9 protein-coding genes and 1 pseudogene are annotated in these 17,193 nt (G+C 76.5%); 3 read left to right on the top strand and 7 right to left on the bottom strand.

Annotated features, from left to right (window positions below; genetic code table 11):
- Nucleotides 1-226: 226 nt before the first annotated feature.
- From OHA30_RS09810 to OHA30_RS09800, 3 genes and pseudogenes are all read left to right on the top strand, one after another.
- On the top strand, nucleotides 227-853 hold the full coding sequence (locus OHA30_RS09810) for a cysteine hydrolase family protein (RefSeq protein ID WP_328913431.1): 627 nt from the start codon (nucleotides 227-229) through the stop codon (nucleotides 851-853).
- Nucleotides 850-1,755, top strand: a pseudogene (locus tag OHA30_RS09805) (GlxA family transcriptional regulator); the annotation flags it as partial. The gene OHA30_RS09810 and the pseudogene OHA30_RS09805, both read left to right, overlap by 4 nt.
- 213 nt (nucleotides 1,756-1,968) lie before the next feature.
- Nucleotides 1,969-2,646 (top strand): hypothetical protein, encoded by a 678-nt coding sequence (locus OHA30_RS09800; RefSeq protein ID WP_328913430.1) that lies wholly within the window; start codon nucleotides 1,969-1,971, stop codon nucleotides 2,644-2,646.
- Between the two features lie 3 nt (nucleotides 2,647-2,649).
- On the opposite strand, the gene OHA30_RS09795 is transcribed toward OHA30_RS09800, so the two are convergent.
- From OHA30_RS09795 to OHA30_RS09765, 7 genes are all read right to left on the bottom strand, one after another.
- Nucleotides 2,650-3,141: an OsmC family protein gene (locus OHA30_RS09795; RefSeq protein WP_328913429.1), complete on the bottom strand. Its 492-nt coding sequence runs from the start codon at nucleotides 3,139-3,141 to the stop codon at nucleotides 2,650-2,652.
- 80 nt (nucleotides 3,142-3,221) lie between these two features.
- On the bottom strand, nucleotides 3,222-3,935 hold the full coding sequence (locus OHA30_RS09790) for a SanA/YdcF family protein (RefSeq protein ID WP_328913428.1): 714 nt from the start codon (nucleotides 3,933-3,935) through the stop codon (nucleotides 3,222-3,224).
- A 29-nt stretch (nucleotides 3,936-3,964) separates the two neighbouring features.
- Nucleotides 3,965-5,701 (bottom strand): hypothetical protein, encoded by a 1,737-nt coding sequence (locus OHA30_RS09785; RefSeq protein WP_328913427.1) that lies wholly within the window; start codon nucleotides 5,699-5,701, stop codon nucleotides 3,965-3,967.
- A gap of 894 nt (nucleotides 5,702-6,595) precedes the next feature.
- On the bottom strand, nucleotides 6,596-10,081 hold the full coding sequence (locus tag OHA30_RS09780; RefSeq protein WP_328913426.1) for a DUF5682 family protein: 3,486 nt from the start codon (nucleotides 10,079-10,081) through the stop codon (nucleotides 6,596-6,598).
- Between the two features lie 52 nt (nucleotides 10,082-10,133).
- On the bottom strand, nucleotides 10,134-11,276 hold the full coding sequence (locus OHA30_RS09775; RefSeq protein ID WP_328913425.1) for an ATP-binding protein: 1,143 nt from the start codon (nucleotides 11,274-11,276) through the stop codon (nucleotides 10,134-10,136).
- Nucleotides 11,273-16,288, bottom strand: coding sequence for a hypothetical protein (locus OHA30_RS09770; protein ID WP_328913424.1), 5,016 nt, complete (start codon nucleotides 16,286-16,288; stop codon nucleotides 11,273-11,275). The genes OHA30_RS09775 and OHA30_RS09770 overlap by 4 nt, the downstream gene beginning before the upstream one ends.
- Nucleotides 16,285-17,175, bottom strand: a complete 891-nt coding sequence (locus tag OHA30_RS09765; RefSeq protein ID WP_328913423.1) for a DUF4132 domain-containing protein — start codon at nucleotides 17,173-17,175, stop codon at nucleotides 16,285-16,287. Before OHA30_RS09765 ends, OHA30_RS09770 begins: the two co-directional genes overlap by 4 nt.
- Nucleotides 17,176-17,193: the final 18 nt, after the last annotated feature.

Here is a 17,193-nt window from a genome sequence, read left to right as displayed (position 1 = left end):
TGTTTCCCGCCCGCATCCCCGCCATTACCCGGGCGCAACGGTGCGCTCATCGCCGCGGGCGCCGGGCTGTGAGCGTCCGCGCGTCCGGTTCCGTCCTCGATTGCCGGACGGGCTGAAAATCAGCCCGTCCGGCGATCGAGGACACCGCGCGGCATGACCGGATCGTTCCGCACCGGGTCACGATCATGCCTGGCCCGGCACCCCGGCTCGGAGCCATGCTCGGGGCATGACCACGAACCAGAACCCCGGCGCCACGGGCGCCCCCTCGACCGGTACCGCGCTGATCGTCATCGACGTCCAGGAGTCCTTCCGGCAGCGCGAGAGCTGGCAGGCCGCCTCCGACCCCGAGGTGGCCCAACAGGTCGCCAGGCTGGTCGACTTCGCCCGCGGGCGCGGCGACCTGGTGGTGTGGGTGCTGCACACCGAGCCCGGCGGCGGCACCGTCTTCGACCCGACGCTCGGCCATGTCCGGCTGATCGACGGGCTCACGGCGGCGGACGGCGAGCCCGTACTGACCAAGACCTCGCACAACGCCTTCACCACCACCAACCTCGGCCAGATCCTCACCGAGCGCGGCATCCGCTCGCTGATCACCTGCGGCATCCGCACCGAGCAGTGCGTCGAGACCACCACCCGGCTCGCCTCCGACCTCGGCTACGACGTCACCTTCGTGATCGACGCCACCGCCACCGAGCCGATCCCCCACCCCGACGCGCCCGTCGGCCGCCCGCTCGCCGAGGTGCTGGCCGACCCGCTGACCCTGCTCCCCGCCGACGTCATCGAGCGCACGCGCTACGCTCTGGAGGGCCGTTTCGCCACTGTCACCACCGTCAAGGAGCTGACCGGATCGTGACCCGGGTGGTCTTCCTGCTCGTCCCGAGGGTGCATCTGCTCGACCTCGCGGGCCCGGCCCAGGTGTTCTCCACCGCCGCCGACTACGGCCTCGGTTACGAACTGCACTTCGTGGCCGAGCGGGAAGACGTCCCCAGCGCGCAGGGGCTGCCGCTGCGGGCGGCCGTCGACTGGCCGCCGCTGGAACCCGACGACCTGCTGATCGTCCCCGGCTGGCGCTCGCCCACCCTGCGGGAGACCGGCGAGGTCTCGGCGCCGGTGCTGCGGCGGCTGCGCGACCACCACGCCGCGGGCGGCACCGTCGCCAGCGTCTGCGCGGGGGCGGACGCGCTCGGCCGGGCCGGGCTGCTCGACGGCCGCCGCTGCACCACCCACCACGACGTGCAGGACGAACTCGCGCTTCGCCACCCGCGGGCCACCGTCGTCCGCGATGTGCTCTACGTCGTGGACGGCCGGGTCGTCACCTCCGCGGGCATCGCCAGCGGTATCGACCTCGCCCTGCATCTGCTCGCGGTGCGCCACGGGCCGGGCGCGGCCGCGCGGGTGGCCCGGCAGATGGTCGTCTACGCCCGGCGCAACGGCGACGAGCAGCAGGTCGGCGCCATGCTCCGGCACCGAGGCCACCTCAGCGACGCCGTCCACCGCGCCCAGGACCTCATCGACGCGCGCTTCACCGACCGCCTCACGCTCGCCGGCCTCGCCGCCCGGGCCGGTCTCAGCGAACGCACCCTGACTCGCCGCTTCACCGCCTCGACCGGGCTCACCCCGCTGCGCTACCAGCAGGAACTGCGGGTCGAGCGCGCCGAGCACCTGATCTCGCAGGGCACGACCGTGGAGTCCGCGGCGCGGGCGGTGGGGTTCCAGGACGCGCGGATGCTGCGGCGACTGCGGGCGCGGGTGGCACCGGGGGCGGGCGGGAGCGCGGGGGAGGCCGATGCGGACCGGCGTCCGGCGGCCGGGGACCCGGGTCCGGGCGGGCGCGGGGGTGCCGGGGACCCGGGTCCGGGCCGGCGCGGTGGTGCGGGGAACCCGGGTCCGGGCCGGGCTGCGGCGGGCGGGGGCGGTACGGCCGATTCCGGGCGGTCCGCTCCGGCCGGGCGGTGACAGGGTGAAGGCATGGACTTCTTCGACTCCTTCCCGCCGCCGCCCCCGCCCCCGAGGCCCGTACGGCAGCGCCGTCGGTCCTGGTACCAGCCCGACCATGTCCTGCCCGCGTCCGTGCCGGGCGAGGCGCTGCTGATCCGTACCGACGACGCCGCCGTGTGGGTCGGGGCGATACGGGTGTACCCGAACGGCTTCGAGTTCGCCCTGCGCGCGGTCCGCCGGGAACTCCCCGACGGCTCCCCGCGGATGGGCCGCCCCTTCCCGCACCACCACCCGGACCCGTTCCGCGCCGAGGACCGCGACACCGGGCTGCGGCTGGGCGTCGAGTACGCGGACGGGCGGCGGGCCGCCACCGGGGACGGCCTGCCGTACGCCCGGGCGCAGATGTCGGAGGACCCGGGGACCCTGCGGATCATCGAGCACGGGGGCGGCGGCAGCGATCTGCGCTGGGACGCGCAGTTCTGGGTGTCCCCGCTCCCGCCGGACGGGCCCGTGACCCTGGTCGGCGCCTGGCTCGACGCGGGCGTGGGCGAGCGGCGGGCGGAGCTGGACGGCACGGCGATCCGGGCCGCGGCGGACCGTACGGTCGTGCTGTGGCCGGAGGACGAGTACCTGGACGACGAGCGGGGCACCACCCGCGGTGTGCTGATCGTCGAGAGCCCCGACCCGCCGGAGCCGGCCGAGGGATGAAGGTCAGCCCTCCGCGGCGGGCCGTACGGTCGCGGTCGGCTCGTGGCGGACCGGGAAGTTGACCGAATTCGCGATGAAGCACGTGCGGTGGGCCTCGTCGTGCAGCGCCAGCGCCTTCTCCGTCATCCCGGCCTCGGCGACCTCGACGGCGGGCCGCAGCACCGCCTCGGTGAAGTGACCGCCGCCGTCCGCCGTCTGGGCCATCGTGCCGGTCGCCCGGTCGGTGTACGCGGTCACGGTCACGCCGTTCACCGCGCACAGGTGCAGATACGCCAGCAGATGACACTGCGACAGCGCGGCGAGCAGCATCTGCTCGGGGTTCCAGCGGGTGGCGTCACCGCGGAAGGCCGGGTCGGCGGAGCCGAGGACGGCCGGCACGCCCGGGGCGCGAACCTCGTGGGACCGCTCGTAGGAGCGGTAGGTGGCCGTACCGGTGCCGGTGTTGCCGGTCCAGACGAGTTCGGTCTCGTAGCTGTGGCGCAGGTGGGACGGCATGAGGGTTCCTCCCGGGCGGACATCCACTGGACTGTTCATCGTATCGGCGTCAGGGGCAGGAGCCGGGGACGCCGACGGCGTCAGCGGGCGGGTACGGGCGCCGGTGTCGGGGAGGGCGCGGCCAGGGCACGGGCCACCCCGGTCTCGTGGGGGCCGAGGAAGTGCGGGTCGGGCCGTACGGTCAGGTCGAACGCCGCCTTGTCCGCGGCGAGCAACTCCCGGGCGCCGCCCGCGAACCAGGTCACGTCGTGCTTCTCGTCCACCCCGACGCCGTACGCGTCGATCCCGGCCGCCCCGCACAGCGCCAGCGCCCGGCGGATGTGGAACCCCTGGCTGACCAGCACCGCCCGGTCCACCCCGAAGATCCGCTTCGCCCGGCTGCACGAGTCCCAGGTGTCGAACCCGGCGTAGTCCAGCACGACCTTGGCCCGCGGTACGCCGTGCGCCGCGAGATAGGTCCGCATCGCGCCCGGCTCGTCGTACGAGGTACGGCTGTTGTCGCCGGTCACCAGCACGACCTTCACCTTGCCCGCCGCGTACAGCCGGGCCGCCGCGTCCAGCCGGTGGGCCAGATACGGCGACGGCCGCCCACCCCACAGCCCCGCCCCGAACACCACCGCCACGGGCTCGCTCGGCACCTCCGCCTCCGACCGCACCCGGTCGTCGGTGGTGAGCCGCAGCCAGGTGGCGGGCAGCAGGGCGAGTACGCAGACCGCGACCGTCCACCGGAGCAGCCGGCGCCGGCCGTGCCGGGTGCGCGGCAGGCGGAGCCGTGCCCACGGGGGTGTGCGCATACCGGTCCTCCGCGGTGGCCGACGGTCCTCTACACCGTGAGGGACGTGTGCCGGGTCCACGCGGTTGCCGTGAACTCGCGGGCGGCCGCCCGGACATACACGGCCGCGGCCAGCCACGCCAGGGCGAAGGCGTCCGGGTCGGCGGGCAGCATCGCCCCCAGCGCGTCCGGGCGGCGGGCCCTGGCGGTAGCGGCGAGCGCGGCCGCGCAATCGGCGGCCGTCGGCAGCCCGGCCGCGCGCAGCCGGGCCGGGAGCGCGGGGTCGACCGCCGCGGCGGCCACGGCCCGGCCACCCGCGACGGCCCGGCCGACCGTACGGTTCAGCAGATCCCACTCGACGGGCGGCAGCGCAAGCGCCACGCCCGGCGGGGGGTCGGCGGACGGCGGGGGGCCCGGGGGCAGACGGTCGAGGCCCAGATGGAACGGGGTGCCACCGAGCGACAGGGCCAGCGCGGTCAGGCCGGTCGGCCGGTCCGCGGCCAACCGCCCGACCACCCGTACGCGCGCGCCCGCGTGCCGGATCAGCAGCCGCAGATTCTCCGCGTACGCCAACTCCGGTCGCTCGTCCGGCGCGTGGAGTACGGGCGCGGGGCCGCCACCGGACTCGCCGGTCGACAGCGCGAGGGCGGGCCGCCCGGCCACCACCGTGACCGTACCGGTCAGGAAGAGCAGATCGCCGCCGGCCGGGCGCTGGTCCACGGGGATGTCCCGCCAGGCCAGCGCGGTGCGTATCTGTTCGTCCACGGGCCGCGCCCACAGCGCGTCGAACGGTGCCTCGTCCCAGCCCGCGCCCGGCGCCGCGACCGAACGCAGCCCGGCGCCGCCGCCGATCCGGCCGTCCTCGGTCACGGTCGCGCCCGTCGCGATCAGCCCGCCGCCGCGGCCGAGTTCGCGCAGGGTCAGCGCCGCGCCGCCGGGTACGCGGGCCGCCGCCGAGGCCGCCACCCGCTCGGGGCCGCCGGGCGCGACGACCGCGACCGTACGGAACTCCCCGTCCGGGGTGGCCAGATACGCCGTCGCCCCCGCGTACCCCGACGCCGTCACCACGGGCTCGGTGAACAGGCCGTACAGCCGCAGCGATCCGGCGGCCCGGTACGTACGGCGGGCCGTCCCCGCCGCCTCCCGCGCGGCGGCCGAGTCCGGGGCGTCCCGTACGGCTCTCGCCTCGCCGAGCAGCGCGGCGAGGTCGTCCGTCAGATCGGCCAGCCGGAAGGCGCTGTCCGCGTCGGCCGCCTCGGTCAGCCGGCGGGCGACCCGGGTCGCCGTCGCGGCGGGCCGGTGGAGGCCCGCGAGGCGGGCGGTGTGGGCGGCGTGCAGCAGCCCCGTCCGGGGGAGGGCCGAGGTCCGGGCGCCCGCCTCCAGGGCGGCGACCGCGGCGGTCCACAGCGCGTGTGCCGCGCGGGCCGCGCGGGCCGCGCCTGGCGCGGCCGTGGGTGCCGGTTCCGGCTCTGCCGGCTCCGCCGCGGGGGTGTCCGCTTCGGCCAGCGGGGCCGCGGCGAGGACCGCGGCGCGGTGCAGGCAGGCGGGGGCGAGCAGGCAGGTGCAGGTCACCGCGTCGGCGGTGGTGATCGTGCCGGTGGGGGAGAGGGTGAGGGTCACTGTCGTGTCGGCGTCGACGTGGAGGGTGAGGGCGTTGCCGTCGCGGGTGGCGTCCCACGTCCTCGCCTTGGCGGCGGTCACCTCCAATCGCTTCCGCAGCCGCGGGGGCAGGGCGTTCGTTGCCTCGGCGGCGGCGTTTGCCGCCACGGGCGGCAGCGGACTCGTCATGCTGCGGTTCCCTTCCAATCTCTACGCGAGCGCGCCCCACTGCGTGGGGCCTTACGGGGTGCTGCCCCGACGTTCTCCGCAACGTGCACGTCCGTGGCGGGTGTGTTTCCCTCCCGGCCCACCCGTGCGGGGTCGACTCCGTCTACGGTTCGCCCGGTACGGCGGGTGCGGGTTCGTCCGGGGTCGGGCCTTTTCATCCCCGCCCCGCCCACCCGTGCGGGTGCGTTTCCGTCTGCGGGTGCAACCGGTGGGTGGGTCGGGGCCAGTCCGGAGGTATCTCCTCGAACTGCGAACGTTTCCGTTTCGTTTTCGGCTTCACCGCCGGTGTTGCGTTCGCAGTTCTGCGGGGACACCTCCTCCCCGTCCCCTCCGGCATCGTTGGCGGCTGACGGCCGCGGGGTGGTTGAGGGGGCTGCCCCTACGTCCCCCGCAACGTGCACGTCCGTGGTGGGGGTGTTTCCCGCCCTCCCCCAGAGCTTCGCCTGGGGGTACCCCCATCTCGCTTCGCTCGCCCGTGCGGGGTCGACTCCGTCTGCGGGTCTTCTTGTGGGCCCGCGTCGCCATCGGCGGCTGTCGGTTCTTACGGGGTGGCCAACTGGCAGGTCGGGATAACCCACACGCTTCTCCGGTCGGACCCGGTTTTTTGACCACCCCCAGCGACCGTTCGCCGCCAACCGGTCGGAGGGGACGGGGAGGAGGCGTCCCCGCAGAAATGCGCAAACTCCCGTTACCCAACCTGGGAAAACGCCACATGCGCAGTTCGAGGAGTCACCTCCGGACTGGCCCCGACCCGACCACCGGTTGCACCCGCAGACGAAGACGCACCCGCACGGGTGGGCGGGGTGGGAACGAAAAGCCCCCCACGCCAGTGGGCGCACCCCGCGCAGGGGCCCCTCACGGGGCCCGGACCTTCGCCGCGACCCACCGCCCCAACTCCAAAGGACTCAGCGCGGCGACCGACATACCCGCCGCCACCAACTGACCCGCCACCCCCACGGAGTACCGCGGCCTCCCCGCCGCGTCGAGCGACGCGCACCCGAGGACGTGGCACCCCGAATCCACCAACGCCCGTACCTCCGCGAGCAGCGCCCCCACCGGCCCGCCCTCCTCGAAGTCACTGATCAGGACGACGATCGTCCGCGACGGCACCGTCACCAGCGAGCGCGCGTGCCGCAGGCCGTGCGCGATCCGCGTACCCCCGCCGACCCGCACCTCCAGCAGCAGGCTCAGCGGATCGGCCACCTGGTCCGTGAGGTCCAGCACCTCCGTGGAGAAGGCCACGAAGTGGGTGCGGAGGGCCGGCACCCCGGCCAGGACCGCCGCCGTGACCGCCGACCAGATCGTGGACGCCTCCATGGACCCCGAGACGTCGACGACCAGCACGATCCGCCAGTCCGCGGCCTTCCGCGCCCGGGTCCGGAAGACCGGCCGCTCCGGAAGGATCGTCACCCTGCCGTCGGCCGGATCGCGGCGCGCGGTCGCGAGATTGGCCCGTACGGTACGCGCCAGGTCCAGCGGTCCGCCCGGGCGGCGGGTCGGGCGCGGGTGGGTCAGGCCCGCGAGCGCCGGACGCAGCCGGGTGGCCAGCGCGTCCGTCAACTCCCGTACCAGCCTGGCCACCAATGGCCGCAGTCGCGCCAACTGGCCCTCCGGCAGGCCGCCCGCGTACGACAGCACCGTACGCAGCAGCTCCACCGAGGGCCGGGCCGCCGCCGGGTCCAGCTCAAGGGCCGCGTCCATCCGGCCCGTCGCCGCGGCCGCCGCCAGCACCTCTTCGCGTACGCCCTCGCCGAAGAGCGCCGCCAACTCCTCCGACCAGCCGCGGACATCGGGGTACGGCGGCTCGCTCCCGGCGCCCCCGCCGCCACCGGCCCCCGCCCCTTCGCCGCGGCCGGTCCCGTACAGCTCGTCCAGCGCCGTGGCGATCCGCCCCGCCCGACCGGTCCCGGACGCCCGCTCGTCGAGCCGGCCGAGCAGCAACTGCCAGCGCAGGTCCGGGGTGAGGGAACCGGCCTGCGGCGCGGGGTCCGCGGCCGTGTCCTGCGGGGCCGGCTCGGCCACGACCGGCGGCGGGGGCAACAGGCCCAGTCCGGCCAGCACTTCGCGGGCCGCCAGGTCCGCCGCCGCGTGCCGGGCGAGCGTGGCCGGGTCCGGGGTCCGGGCGGGCAGTCCCGTCGTGCGGACGGTCGTGAGAAGGCGGTCGCGGGCCGCGGGGGACAGGGCCTGGAAGCCTTGGCGCAGCGCGGGCAGTCGGGTGAGGAACGGCCGGTCGGGCAGCGACTCGATCCGCGCGGTGAAGGGTTCGAGCAGCGGGCCCGCTTCGAGGAGCGGCCCGGCCGCGGTGAGCGCGCCGGTCAGATACGCGGCCAGATCCGTGCGGAGTTCGGGTGTGGTCGCGCTGTCCGTGCGCGAGGCCAGCAGCGTGCCGAACGCGGCGGCCCCGCTCTCGCCGAGCAGCACCCGGGCGGCCGCCGCGGCGCCCCGGATCAGCGCGGTGCCCTCGGCCGCGAGCCGGTCGAGCGCGTCGGTCATCCGCAGGCCCGGCGTGGCCCGGGAGGCGAGTTCGGCCAGCGCCAGGGCGTCCGCCGGGTCCTCGGAACCGGCCAGCCCGTCCAGGGCGCGCACCCCGGCCGCCGCCAGCTCGGCGAGCGCGGCGGACACGGCCGCCGTCTCCCACTCCGCGGGCAGCCCGGGTACGAGCCCGGCCGCGATCCGGTCCAGCAGCGCCATCGCGGCGAGCAGTTCGGGCAGCGTGCCGGTGGCGGGCAGCAGCTGGGCGCTCTCGTCGAGCCGGTCGGCGGCCGGGCCGGTCAGCCCGCAGTGCGCCGCGTCGGCGAGACCGGCCAGCACCTCGGCCGCCGTCGGCCCGCCCTGCCGCCGCTCGCTCAGCGCCCGCTGCCGCAGCAACCCCTCGGCGGCCTGCGGCAGTTCGCTGCCGTGCGCCGCCACGGCGTCGATCATCGCGGCGGTCGCGGGCGTCCACCCGACCGTCCACCGGGTGCCGACCCCCGCCGCGCCGCCGGTGCCCGCCACGTCCGCCGGCTCCCCGTACGGCACCCGGCAGACCGCCAGTTGCCGCAGCGCGATCTCCCGCCGCCGGTCCAGCGGCGAACGGTACGGGTCCAGCCGCAGTTCGCGCCGCTCCGGCGCGGCCGGCCCCGGCAGCCCGAGGTCGGCGAGCAGCCCCTCCACCGCCGGGCCGAGGCCGGAGCGCGGGGTGCCGGGGGCGAGCCGCCCGTGCCGGGTGCCGACCAGTACGGTCTCCAGGGCCCGGGCCACCACCCGCCCCCGGCCGAGCAGTTGGCCCTGGGTGAGCACCGTCTCCACGGCTTCCAGGAGTTCGCCCCGCCCGGCCGCGGGCAGGCCGCGCAGTGTGGCGAGGTCGCGGGCGTGCCGGACAACCTCACGGGCGTCCGGCGGCCCGCACGGATGACCGGCCGCCCGTACGGCCGCGCAGATCCGTACCGCCGTGGTGACCAGCAGGTCGTCCAGCCGCGCCGGGTCGCCCGCCGCGAGCAGCACGCCCTGCTGCCACTCGGGGTCGCGGATGCCCGCCGGGTAGCCCGAACGCTCGTCCAGCAGCGGATACGCGTACGGCACCAGGGAGGTCGTCACCGCCACCGGCTCCGTCTCCACCGGTTCCTCGGACGCGGCGCCCGGGAGCAGCGCCGGGCCGTGGAAGGCGCCCACGAGCGCGGCGGTCCGCTTGCCGGGGTGTTCGGCCAGCCGCCGCCGCATGTGCGCCTCGCGCCGCAGGTCACGCGGGTCCAGCCGGCCGGACTCCGCCGTGTCCCGGCGCAGCGCCCACCCGACCAGCAGCGCCGCCCGCCGCAGCTCCTGCGGGCTTCCGCCGGGCGCGGCGGCCTCCACCAGCCGGTCCCACAGGTCCTCGCCGCCCCCGGCCCGGGCCCGCAGCGCCCGCTCCAGCGGCCGGCCCCCGGTCCCGGACGGGTCCGGGGAGCCGGGGTGCGCGCCGCCCCCTCCGCGGCGCGCACCCCCGGCCGGCGGGCCGTCCGCCGCGTCCCGGCCCGGTCCCGCCCCGACCGGCAGATCGAAAGGGACGACCGGCACGCCCGCCTCCCGGGCCCAGCGCAGGGCGGCCAGTTCGGGCGAGAAGTCGGCGAACGGCAGGAAGACCAGCCCGCCCGGGCCGTGGCCCGCCAGGGCGACCGGCGGCCGGGTCTCCGGGTCGGCCAGGAACGGAATCCAGTTGGTGAAGTCCGAGGGCAGCTCCACGAAGAGCACCTCGGGCGCCGCGTCTTCCAGCAGCTCGGGCATGGCGGCTGCCAGCGCGGGCGAGTGGTGCCGTACCCCGATCAGATACGGCGTCCGGTTCTCCGTCAGCTCTTCCATCGCGTCCTCGGGTGTCAGGTGTCCCATCACTGCCTCCGGTCGGTCGCTCCCGTCCTTCGCGCCCCTCGGCGCCTTCTTCTCAGCCGAGCGCATCGCGCAGCTCCCACAACGTGCGCCACAGCGGCGCGCCCTGCTCGGCCCGGCGGCGGACCGGGCCGTCCCAGTAACCGAGCAGCCGGGCGTGGTCGGCCGGGTCGTCCTTGCGCACGGTGCCGAGCAAGTGGCCGGGCAGCGTGCGCAACGGGTCCCGGCCGTCCGGGAGATACGCCGCCCCCAGGCCCATGGACGTGGCCACGTGGACCGCCTCGGCGGTGCTCATCACCGTGGAGGGCCGCTCGATCTCCCAGCCCTCCGCGCTCTGCCCGGTCCGCAGATCGCGGAAGGCGGTGACCAGCGCCTCCAGCACGGCCTGGTCGACCGTGAACCTCGCCCCGGAGCGGGCCAGCGCCGCCGTCGCCTGGGAACGCACCAACTCGGTCTCCGCGTCCAGGTCGGTGATCGGGCCGACCGTCTCGAAGTTGAAGCGCCGCTTGAGCGCCGCGGACATCTCGGAGACCCCGCGGTCCCGGAGGTTGGCCGTGGCGATGACGGTGAAGCCGGGCGCCGCGTGGACCGTGCCGCCGTCGCCCTCGGCCAGCTCGGGCACCGCCATCCGCCGCTCGGACAGGATCGACACCAGGGCGTCCTGCACCTCGGGCAGACAGCGGGTGACCTCCTCGATCCTGGCCACCGCGCCGCGGGTCATGGCGGTGAGCACCGGGGAGGGTACGAGGGCGTCGGGGCCGGGGCCCTGGGCGAGCAGCATCGCGTAGTTCCAGCCGTAACGCAGCTGGTCCTCCGTGGTGCCCGCGGTGCCCTGCACGGTCAGCGCGCTGCTGCCGCACACGGCGGCCGCCAGCAGCTCGGACAGCATCGACTTGGCGGTGCCCGGCTCGCCGACCAGCAGCAGCCCGCGCTCCCCGGCGAGGGTCACCACACAGCGCTCGACCAGCGCCCGGTCGCCGACGAACTTCCGGGTGACCGTGAGCCGTTCGCCGTCCGAGGCCCGGTGCAGCGGCTCGCCGCCGGAGCCGCAGACGAAGGTCACCACCGCGCGCGGGGTCAGCCGCCAGCCAGGGGGCCGCGGCCCGTCGTCGTAACCGGCCAGAAAGGCCAGCTCGGCCGCGTGGCGGTCCTCCGGCAGCTCGATCTGCCGGGCCGCCGGCCGTGTCTCGGTGCTCATCGCCGGGCCCCTCCCCGTCCGGTCCGCCGCGCGGCGAACTCCTCGAATCCGGGCGCGTCGCCCGCGATCACCCGCTGCCACGCCTGCCGCAGCAGCTCGGGCACCGGCCGGTCGGGTACGACGAACCCGTCGTAGCCGTCCGCCGGGAACAGCGGGGTCTTCCACGTCTCCATCGGCAGGCTCGGCGCCTTGGCGTCGAGCCAGCCGCCGGGCAGGAAGAGGGTGCGGCCCGCGCGGGCCCGCTTGGCCTCCACCACCAGGTCGGTCGCGGCCAGTTCGGCGCGGGTCCGCTTCATACGGGCCGGCTTCCACCCGGTCCACACGGTGACCTGACGGTCGGTCGGATCGGGCAGCGCCAGCAGCATCAGATAGAGCGCGGCGGCGTCCTCGGACAGCCCGAGCCGCGCGGACGCCTCCGTGACCAGCTCGGGCGCGCTGTGCGCCGGGCAGTGCGGCCGGCCCGCCGGGCCGTCGGCCGCCACCAGCTCCGTCAGACCGTCGCCGACCACCTCCCGCAGCGCCCACAGTGTGCGGGCGGCGGGCCGCAGCCCGGTCAGCAGGGTCAGCGCCGGGTGGCCGGGGCCGCCGTCGGGGGACGTGCCGGGCAGCAGGGCCGAGGTCCGCAGCCATACGTTCTCGCAGTGGCCGTAGCGGTCGGGCAGCAGCACGATCGCGGGTCCGGCCGTCACGAATCCGTCCCGGTCCGCGCCACCGGTGGCCGGCAGCCCGTACGCCTCCCGGACCGCCACCGAGGACGGCTTGCCCTCCGAGGTCCAGTCCGCCTCGGCGTGCAGCAGCAGTCCGTCGTCGGCGAGCCGGGCCCGCAGCGCCCGCAGGGTGGCGGGCAGCACCGCGCGCAGCGGGTCGCCGTACGGCAGCCGGTAGGCCAGCCAGCGCAGGGCGCGGACGTGGTGGCTCAGCTCGCCGCCGGTCAGCAGGGCGTTACGGTCCTCGGGGGCGAGCAGGCCGTCGACCAGCCGCTGCCGGGTGCGGCCGGTCAGCTCGGGTTGCAGCTCGGGGTTGAGGGCGCGGACGACGCTGTTGCCGAGGTTCGCCTCCCGGTCGGCGCGCTGGAACAGCTCGATGGAGACCGGGCGTTGTCTGCCGCGCAGCGCGATCCACTCGGCGGCGAGCGCGTCCGGGTCGAAGCCGTCGCGCCACAGGAGGTCGACGGCCTCGGGGTCGGCGGGCACCAGCCGGGCCAGCAGCCGGACCCGCTGGGAGGTGACCACCGGCCGCAGCGCCTGACGCGCGCCGGCCGCGACGGTCGGCCGCAGCCCGGCGAGCGCCAGCACCTCGGGGGAGGGCAGGCTCTCGGAGCCGAAGCTGTCGGTGCCGGTCAGCCCGAGCAGCAGCAGCGCGGCCGAGGAGGCGTCCACCCCGGTGAGCTCAGCGAACCGCTCGGCCGCCGCCGGACGGTACGGCACCGGGCCGTTCTCCCGCACCCGCGCGACCAGCCGGCGGATCGCCGCGGTGCGCTCGGGGTCGTCCGGGGCGCCGAAGGTGGTCTCCTTGACCAGCTCGAACCCTTCCCAGGGCCCGAACCTCCCGTCCGGCGCGTACTCCACGCCGGTCCAGTGCTGCCGGTTGGCGGGCACCCAGGAGAAGTCGAGGATCAGCAGCAGCCGGCCGCCCGCCCGGTGCACCCGGACAAGGCCCTCGCCCTTCGCCGGGGCCGGTCCGCTCAGCTCGACGGCCCGCAGTCGGCCGCGCGGGTCGGCGAGCGGGGCCGCGCCGCCGGTCGCCTCGTCCAGGAACTCCAGCAGCGCGGCCCGGTCCTCGTCCGGGGTACCGGGCGAGGCGGCCCGCTGAGCGGCGGCGGCCAGACCCGGGCCGATCAGTGACGACCAGCCGACCAGCGAGCCGTTGAGCGGCAGGGTGGCCGGGCCGGGCGGGACGGCGGCGGTCAGCGCCCGGCGCACGGACTGCGCCAGCTGCCGCAGCGGCCCGCCCGCCGGCGGCTCCGCGCCCGGAGCGGCGCCGGCCAGCAGCCCGTGCAGGGCCCGCATCTGCTCGACGGCGGCCGGGGCGTGCCGCGTGGAGCCCGACGAGCGGTAGGAGTTGCCGCCCGACTGGAGCCCGGCCAACGCGACGTTGAGCGGGCCGTCGAGGGCGTGTACGACCGGGACGGTGCCCGCGTCGGCGGGCTCGTCCGCCTTCGCCAGCCGCTCGCCGAAGGCGGCGATCCGGCCGGCCGCGCGGGCGGCCTCGGCGGCGAGCGCGGCGATTCCCTTGACCAGGGCCGGGTGCGTGACGCCCGGCAGCACCCGGCCTACGGCGGCGACCGCGTCGGCCTTCTCGTCCGGCAGCGCCGCGAGCAGGGCCGCGGCCTGCCGGTCGGTGACGGCCCGCAGCACCGCGGACCCGGCCTCGTCGCGCGGGCGCAGCGCGTGCCAGTACCAGACCGGCGGGACGAGTTCGGTGCCGCCCGTGTACTGATTGCCGCGCGCGCCGCCCTCCACCAGGGCCAGTTCGACCCCCGCGGGGTCGAACAGCCGCACGGTCTCCGAGGAGTGGCCCGCCGTCACCGGGTGGAGCACCGCACCCCCCGGCAGCCGCAGCGGCGGCAGGGGCATGGGACCGCGCCCGTACCGGAAGCCGTCCATGCCGTCCGGGCAGGGCAGCGCGCGGCTGCGGGTGCCGTCCACCGAACAGGCGGTCAGGGTGCGGGCGGCCGGGTCGTACCGCACCCACCAGCCGAGCAGACCGTCCTTGCTGCCGAACGGCGAGCCCTCAAGACCCGGCTGGACCGGCAGCAGCCGGGACGACGCCTCCATCAGCGCGGCGTCCGGCACCCCCTCGCCGAGCGCGCTGTCGAAGAAGCCGGGCACCGAGGCGCGGCCCCGGGTCGCGGTCGCCGGGTCGTACTCGTACCAGCGCTGTTCGTGCAGCACCCAGTACGAGATACCGTCCGAGGCGACCGGACGGCGGTCGCCGAAGGACCGGTCGCCCGCGAGCATCGGGCGGGTGCCGAAGAAGCGGCCACCGCCGGGCAGCGGCAGCGACACCGTGCCCGGACCGCGCCACGGCGTCTCCAGCGTGCCCTTCGGGGGGAAGACATCGGCGGGCCGGCCCGACCAGGCGGCCCGGCGGTCGTCACCGCGCCCTGAGGCGATCAGCCACTGTCCGTCGGTCCAGCGCAGCACCGCCCGGTCCCAGCCGTAGGTGTGGGGGGCGGGCAGCGCGAGCGTACGGTCGTCCAGCACCCCGTCCGGGCCCACGGCGATCCCACGGGTGCCCTGCACGACCAGCAACGCGGGCCAGGCGTCGTCCAGATGAGGTCCGTCGGCGGGCTGGGTGCCCGGCGGGGTGGACGGCCGGATCACCTTCACGGCCTCGTCCAGCGCGGACCAGCCCAGCTCGTCCAGCACACCGGCCCGCAGCGCGCCTGCCAGGACGGGCGCGACGTCGAAGGCGGCGATCCGCGCGGACGCGGCGGGCGCGGTGGCCAGCGCCGCGTGCGACGTGAACCGGGACAGCCGGTTCAACTGCCGCTCCAGCTCCGGCAGTCCGAGCGGACGGCCCAGATCCTCCGCCCGCTCGGCGAGCCAGGACCCGGCGACCGGCCCGAGCACCGGGTCCGCGGCGATCCGCTCCAGATGGCCGGGTCCTTCCGAGCCGGCCGCCGCCTTCTCGACGGCGGCCCGCAGCAGCGGCGCGTACCGCGGGTCGGCCGCGACCGCCGCCAGGTCGCGGCGGCCGGGCTCCTTGTCGTCCAGCCACTCCGCCAGGTCGAGTGCGGTGCCCCGGCGCGGATCGGTGACCGGCACGCCCGCGGCCAGGCAGGCGTCCAGCAGGTCGAGCGCGACCTCGTGGTGTCCCTGCTCGGTGGTGAGCCGGACCGGCTCCCCGTCGCGCACGAGCCGCGGGGCCAACCGCTCCACCAGGTCCAGCTCCGCCGCGATCCGCCCGGCCCGCCGCCAGTACCCCCGCTGCCGGTGCCAGGCCCACGCCCCGAGCCATTCGGCGGCCCCCGGCGCCTCCTCGCAGGCCGCCGCCGGGTCGGTGAGCAGGGCGAACGAGCCCGCCGCCGCCAAGGTGTCGAGCCACATCAGGTACGCCGCCGGGGTCCGGTCGCCCGCGGTCGGCAGCACATGGAGGAGCCGGGCGCGGACGGCCGGGCTCTGCCGGGCCGCGGCGACCAGCGCCGGGCGGACCGTCTTCCAGAACGACTGCGGGGCCCGTGCGACGGTCCCGGAGGGCAGCAGCTCCGTGACGAGCGAGACCTCCTCCGCGAAGACATCGCGGCCCGCCGCCTTCGCCAGGCGCCGCAGATCCTCGACCATGCCCGCGTAGGGCGCGAGGCCGGCCGCGCCGCGCTCCAGGCACAGGACGCGGAACTGCTCGAACGCCGCCGCCGGATCGAGCCGTTCGGCCAGGCCCTTCGCCTGCTCCCGCAGGGTCTTGCCGCTCAGCGCGCCCGCCGCCGCGAACTCGAGGAACACCTCCCGCAGCCGCTCCTCGTCCACCTCCAGCGCGTGCCGCCGCTCGGCGTCCCGCGCCTTGCCGAAGAACGAGGACGCGTACGTCGGCGACTCCGCGGCCACGAAGAGCCGGGCCACCTGCTCGTAGTACGTCGGCAGGAAGTGCGGCACCGAGCGGTCCAGCCGCGTGGCGATCTCGTCGAAACCCTCCTTGGCGTGGCCCGGCTTGGTCGCGGCCATCCGCGCGAGGCGTTCCATCTCCTTGACGACGGCCAGCGCGTGCCTGCCGTTCGCCGGGTCGTGCACCAGCGCCCAGGCGGGGAAGCCCAGCGACTGCCGCGCCACCCGGCCGACCCGCTCACCGCCCTCGGCGGCGAACCCCAGATACTCCAGCGCCAGGTCCTCGGCCTCGCCCAGCGCCTCGGGCACCAGACGGACCACGGTCCGCCCGTCCAGCGCCGGGTGCCGGTAGCCGCGCGCGGCCAGCACGTCGCCCTCGGCCGGCACGTCGCCCTCGGCCGGGAGCCCGGGCGCCGGCGCGCCGAGCGGCAGCACCGCTCCCGCCTCCAGCAGATCCCGCTCGTTCACCGGTCCCCCTCCTCTTCCTCGTCCACAACCCGTCCCGCGTACAGCAGCGAGGCCATCCGCTCGCCCTCCGACCAGGCCACCGGCCCGACCTCGCCCAGCCGCAGCCGGGCGCCCCGCTCCCCGTGCCACTCCAGGCCCCCGGTGACGGACTCCGCCTCCGGGTAGTCGTCACCGAGCCACAGCGCCGCCTCCACCGTCCGGCCGTCCTCCACGACCTGGCAGACCGCGTGGCCGCCGCGCACCCGGTAGCCGTGCTGCGCCGCGCGGGCCGTGGCGTGCCGCAACTCCTTGAACCTGCCGCCCGCGTACGTGTCCAGCGCGTACGCCCCCGCGTCCACGCCCGGCTCCCGCCGCCACACCTCGCGGAAGAGCTGGCCGATGCTCTGGGCCACGTCCAGCTCCGCGGCGAACTCCCGCAGCTCGCCCAGGTCGGCGGGCTCCACCAGCAGCACCGGGTGCGGTATCAGCACGGACCGCGCGGTCAGCCGCACCGAATCCCCCGCCAGGTCCACGACGCCGAGGCCGCGCTCCGGATCGGCGTCCCGCAGAAAGCCCGCGCGGGTCAGATCGGGGCCGCCGTCGGGGGCGGCCGGGGCCACCACCAGATCGCGCAGCGCCTTGCGCCAGGCCGCGTCGGGCCACACCCGGGCCAGCAGCGCGGCGGGCACCGGCAGCGACCGCACCAGCCAGGTGTCCGCCTGCGCCAGGCACTCCCGCTCGTGCCGCTCCAGCCACTCCGCGAGCTGCCGCAGCCGTACGACCTCGGGGTCGTCCCGCAGCTTGCCCGGCACCTGCTTCAGCGCGCGCCCCGCGGCATTGCGGCACACCACCTTCGCGCCGTCCAGCGCGACGGCGTACCCGCCCGCCGCCGTCTCGATCCACCCCATGACCCGGCCTCCCCGACC

The organism is Streptomyces sp. NBC_00223 (genome assembly GCF_036199905.1).
Lineage (GTDB): Bacteria > Actinomycetota > Actinomycetes > Streptomycetales > Streptomycetaceae > Actinacidiphila.
This window is presented reverse-complemented; position numbering and strand designations above follow the sequence as displayed.

Excerpts from the sequence above, each read along its gene's own strand:
- OHA30_RS09810 (WP_328913431.1), top strand. The coding sequence starts at position 227 with ATGACCACGAACCAGAACCCCGGCGCCACGGGCGCCCCCTCGACCGGT.
- OHA30_RS09800 (WP_328913430.1), top strand. The coding sequence starts at position 1,969 with ATGGACTTCTTCGACTCCTTCCCGCCGCCGCCCCCGCCCCCGAGGCCC.
- OHA30_RS09795 (WP_328913429.1), bottom strand. The coding sequence starts at position 3,141 with ATGCCGTCCCACCTGCGCCACAGCTACGAGACCGAACTCGTCTGGACC.
- OHA30_RS09790 (WP_328913428.1), bottom strand. The coding sequence starts at position 3,935 with ATGCGCACACCCCCGTGGGCACGGCTCCGCCTGCCGCGCACCCGGCAC.
- OHA30_RS09785 (WP_328913427.1), bottom strand. The coding sequence starts at position 5,701 with ATGACGAGTCCGCTGCCGCCCGTGGCGGCAAACGCCGCCGCCGAGGCA.
- OHA30_RS09780 (WP_328913426.1), bottom strand. The coding sequence starts at position 10,081 with ATGGGACACCTGACACCCGAGGACGCGATGGAAGAGCTGACGGAGAAC.
- OHA30_RS09775 (WP_328913425.1), bottom strand. The coding sequence starts at position 11,276 with ATGAGCACCGAGACACGGCCGGCGGCCCGGCAGATCGAGCTGCCGGAG.
- OHA30_RS09765 (WP_328913423.1), bottom strand. The coding sequence starts at position 17,175 with ATGGGGTGGATCGAGACGGCGGCGGGCGGGTACGCCGTCGCGCTGGAC.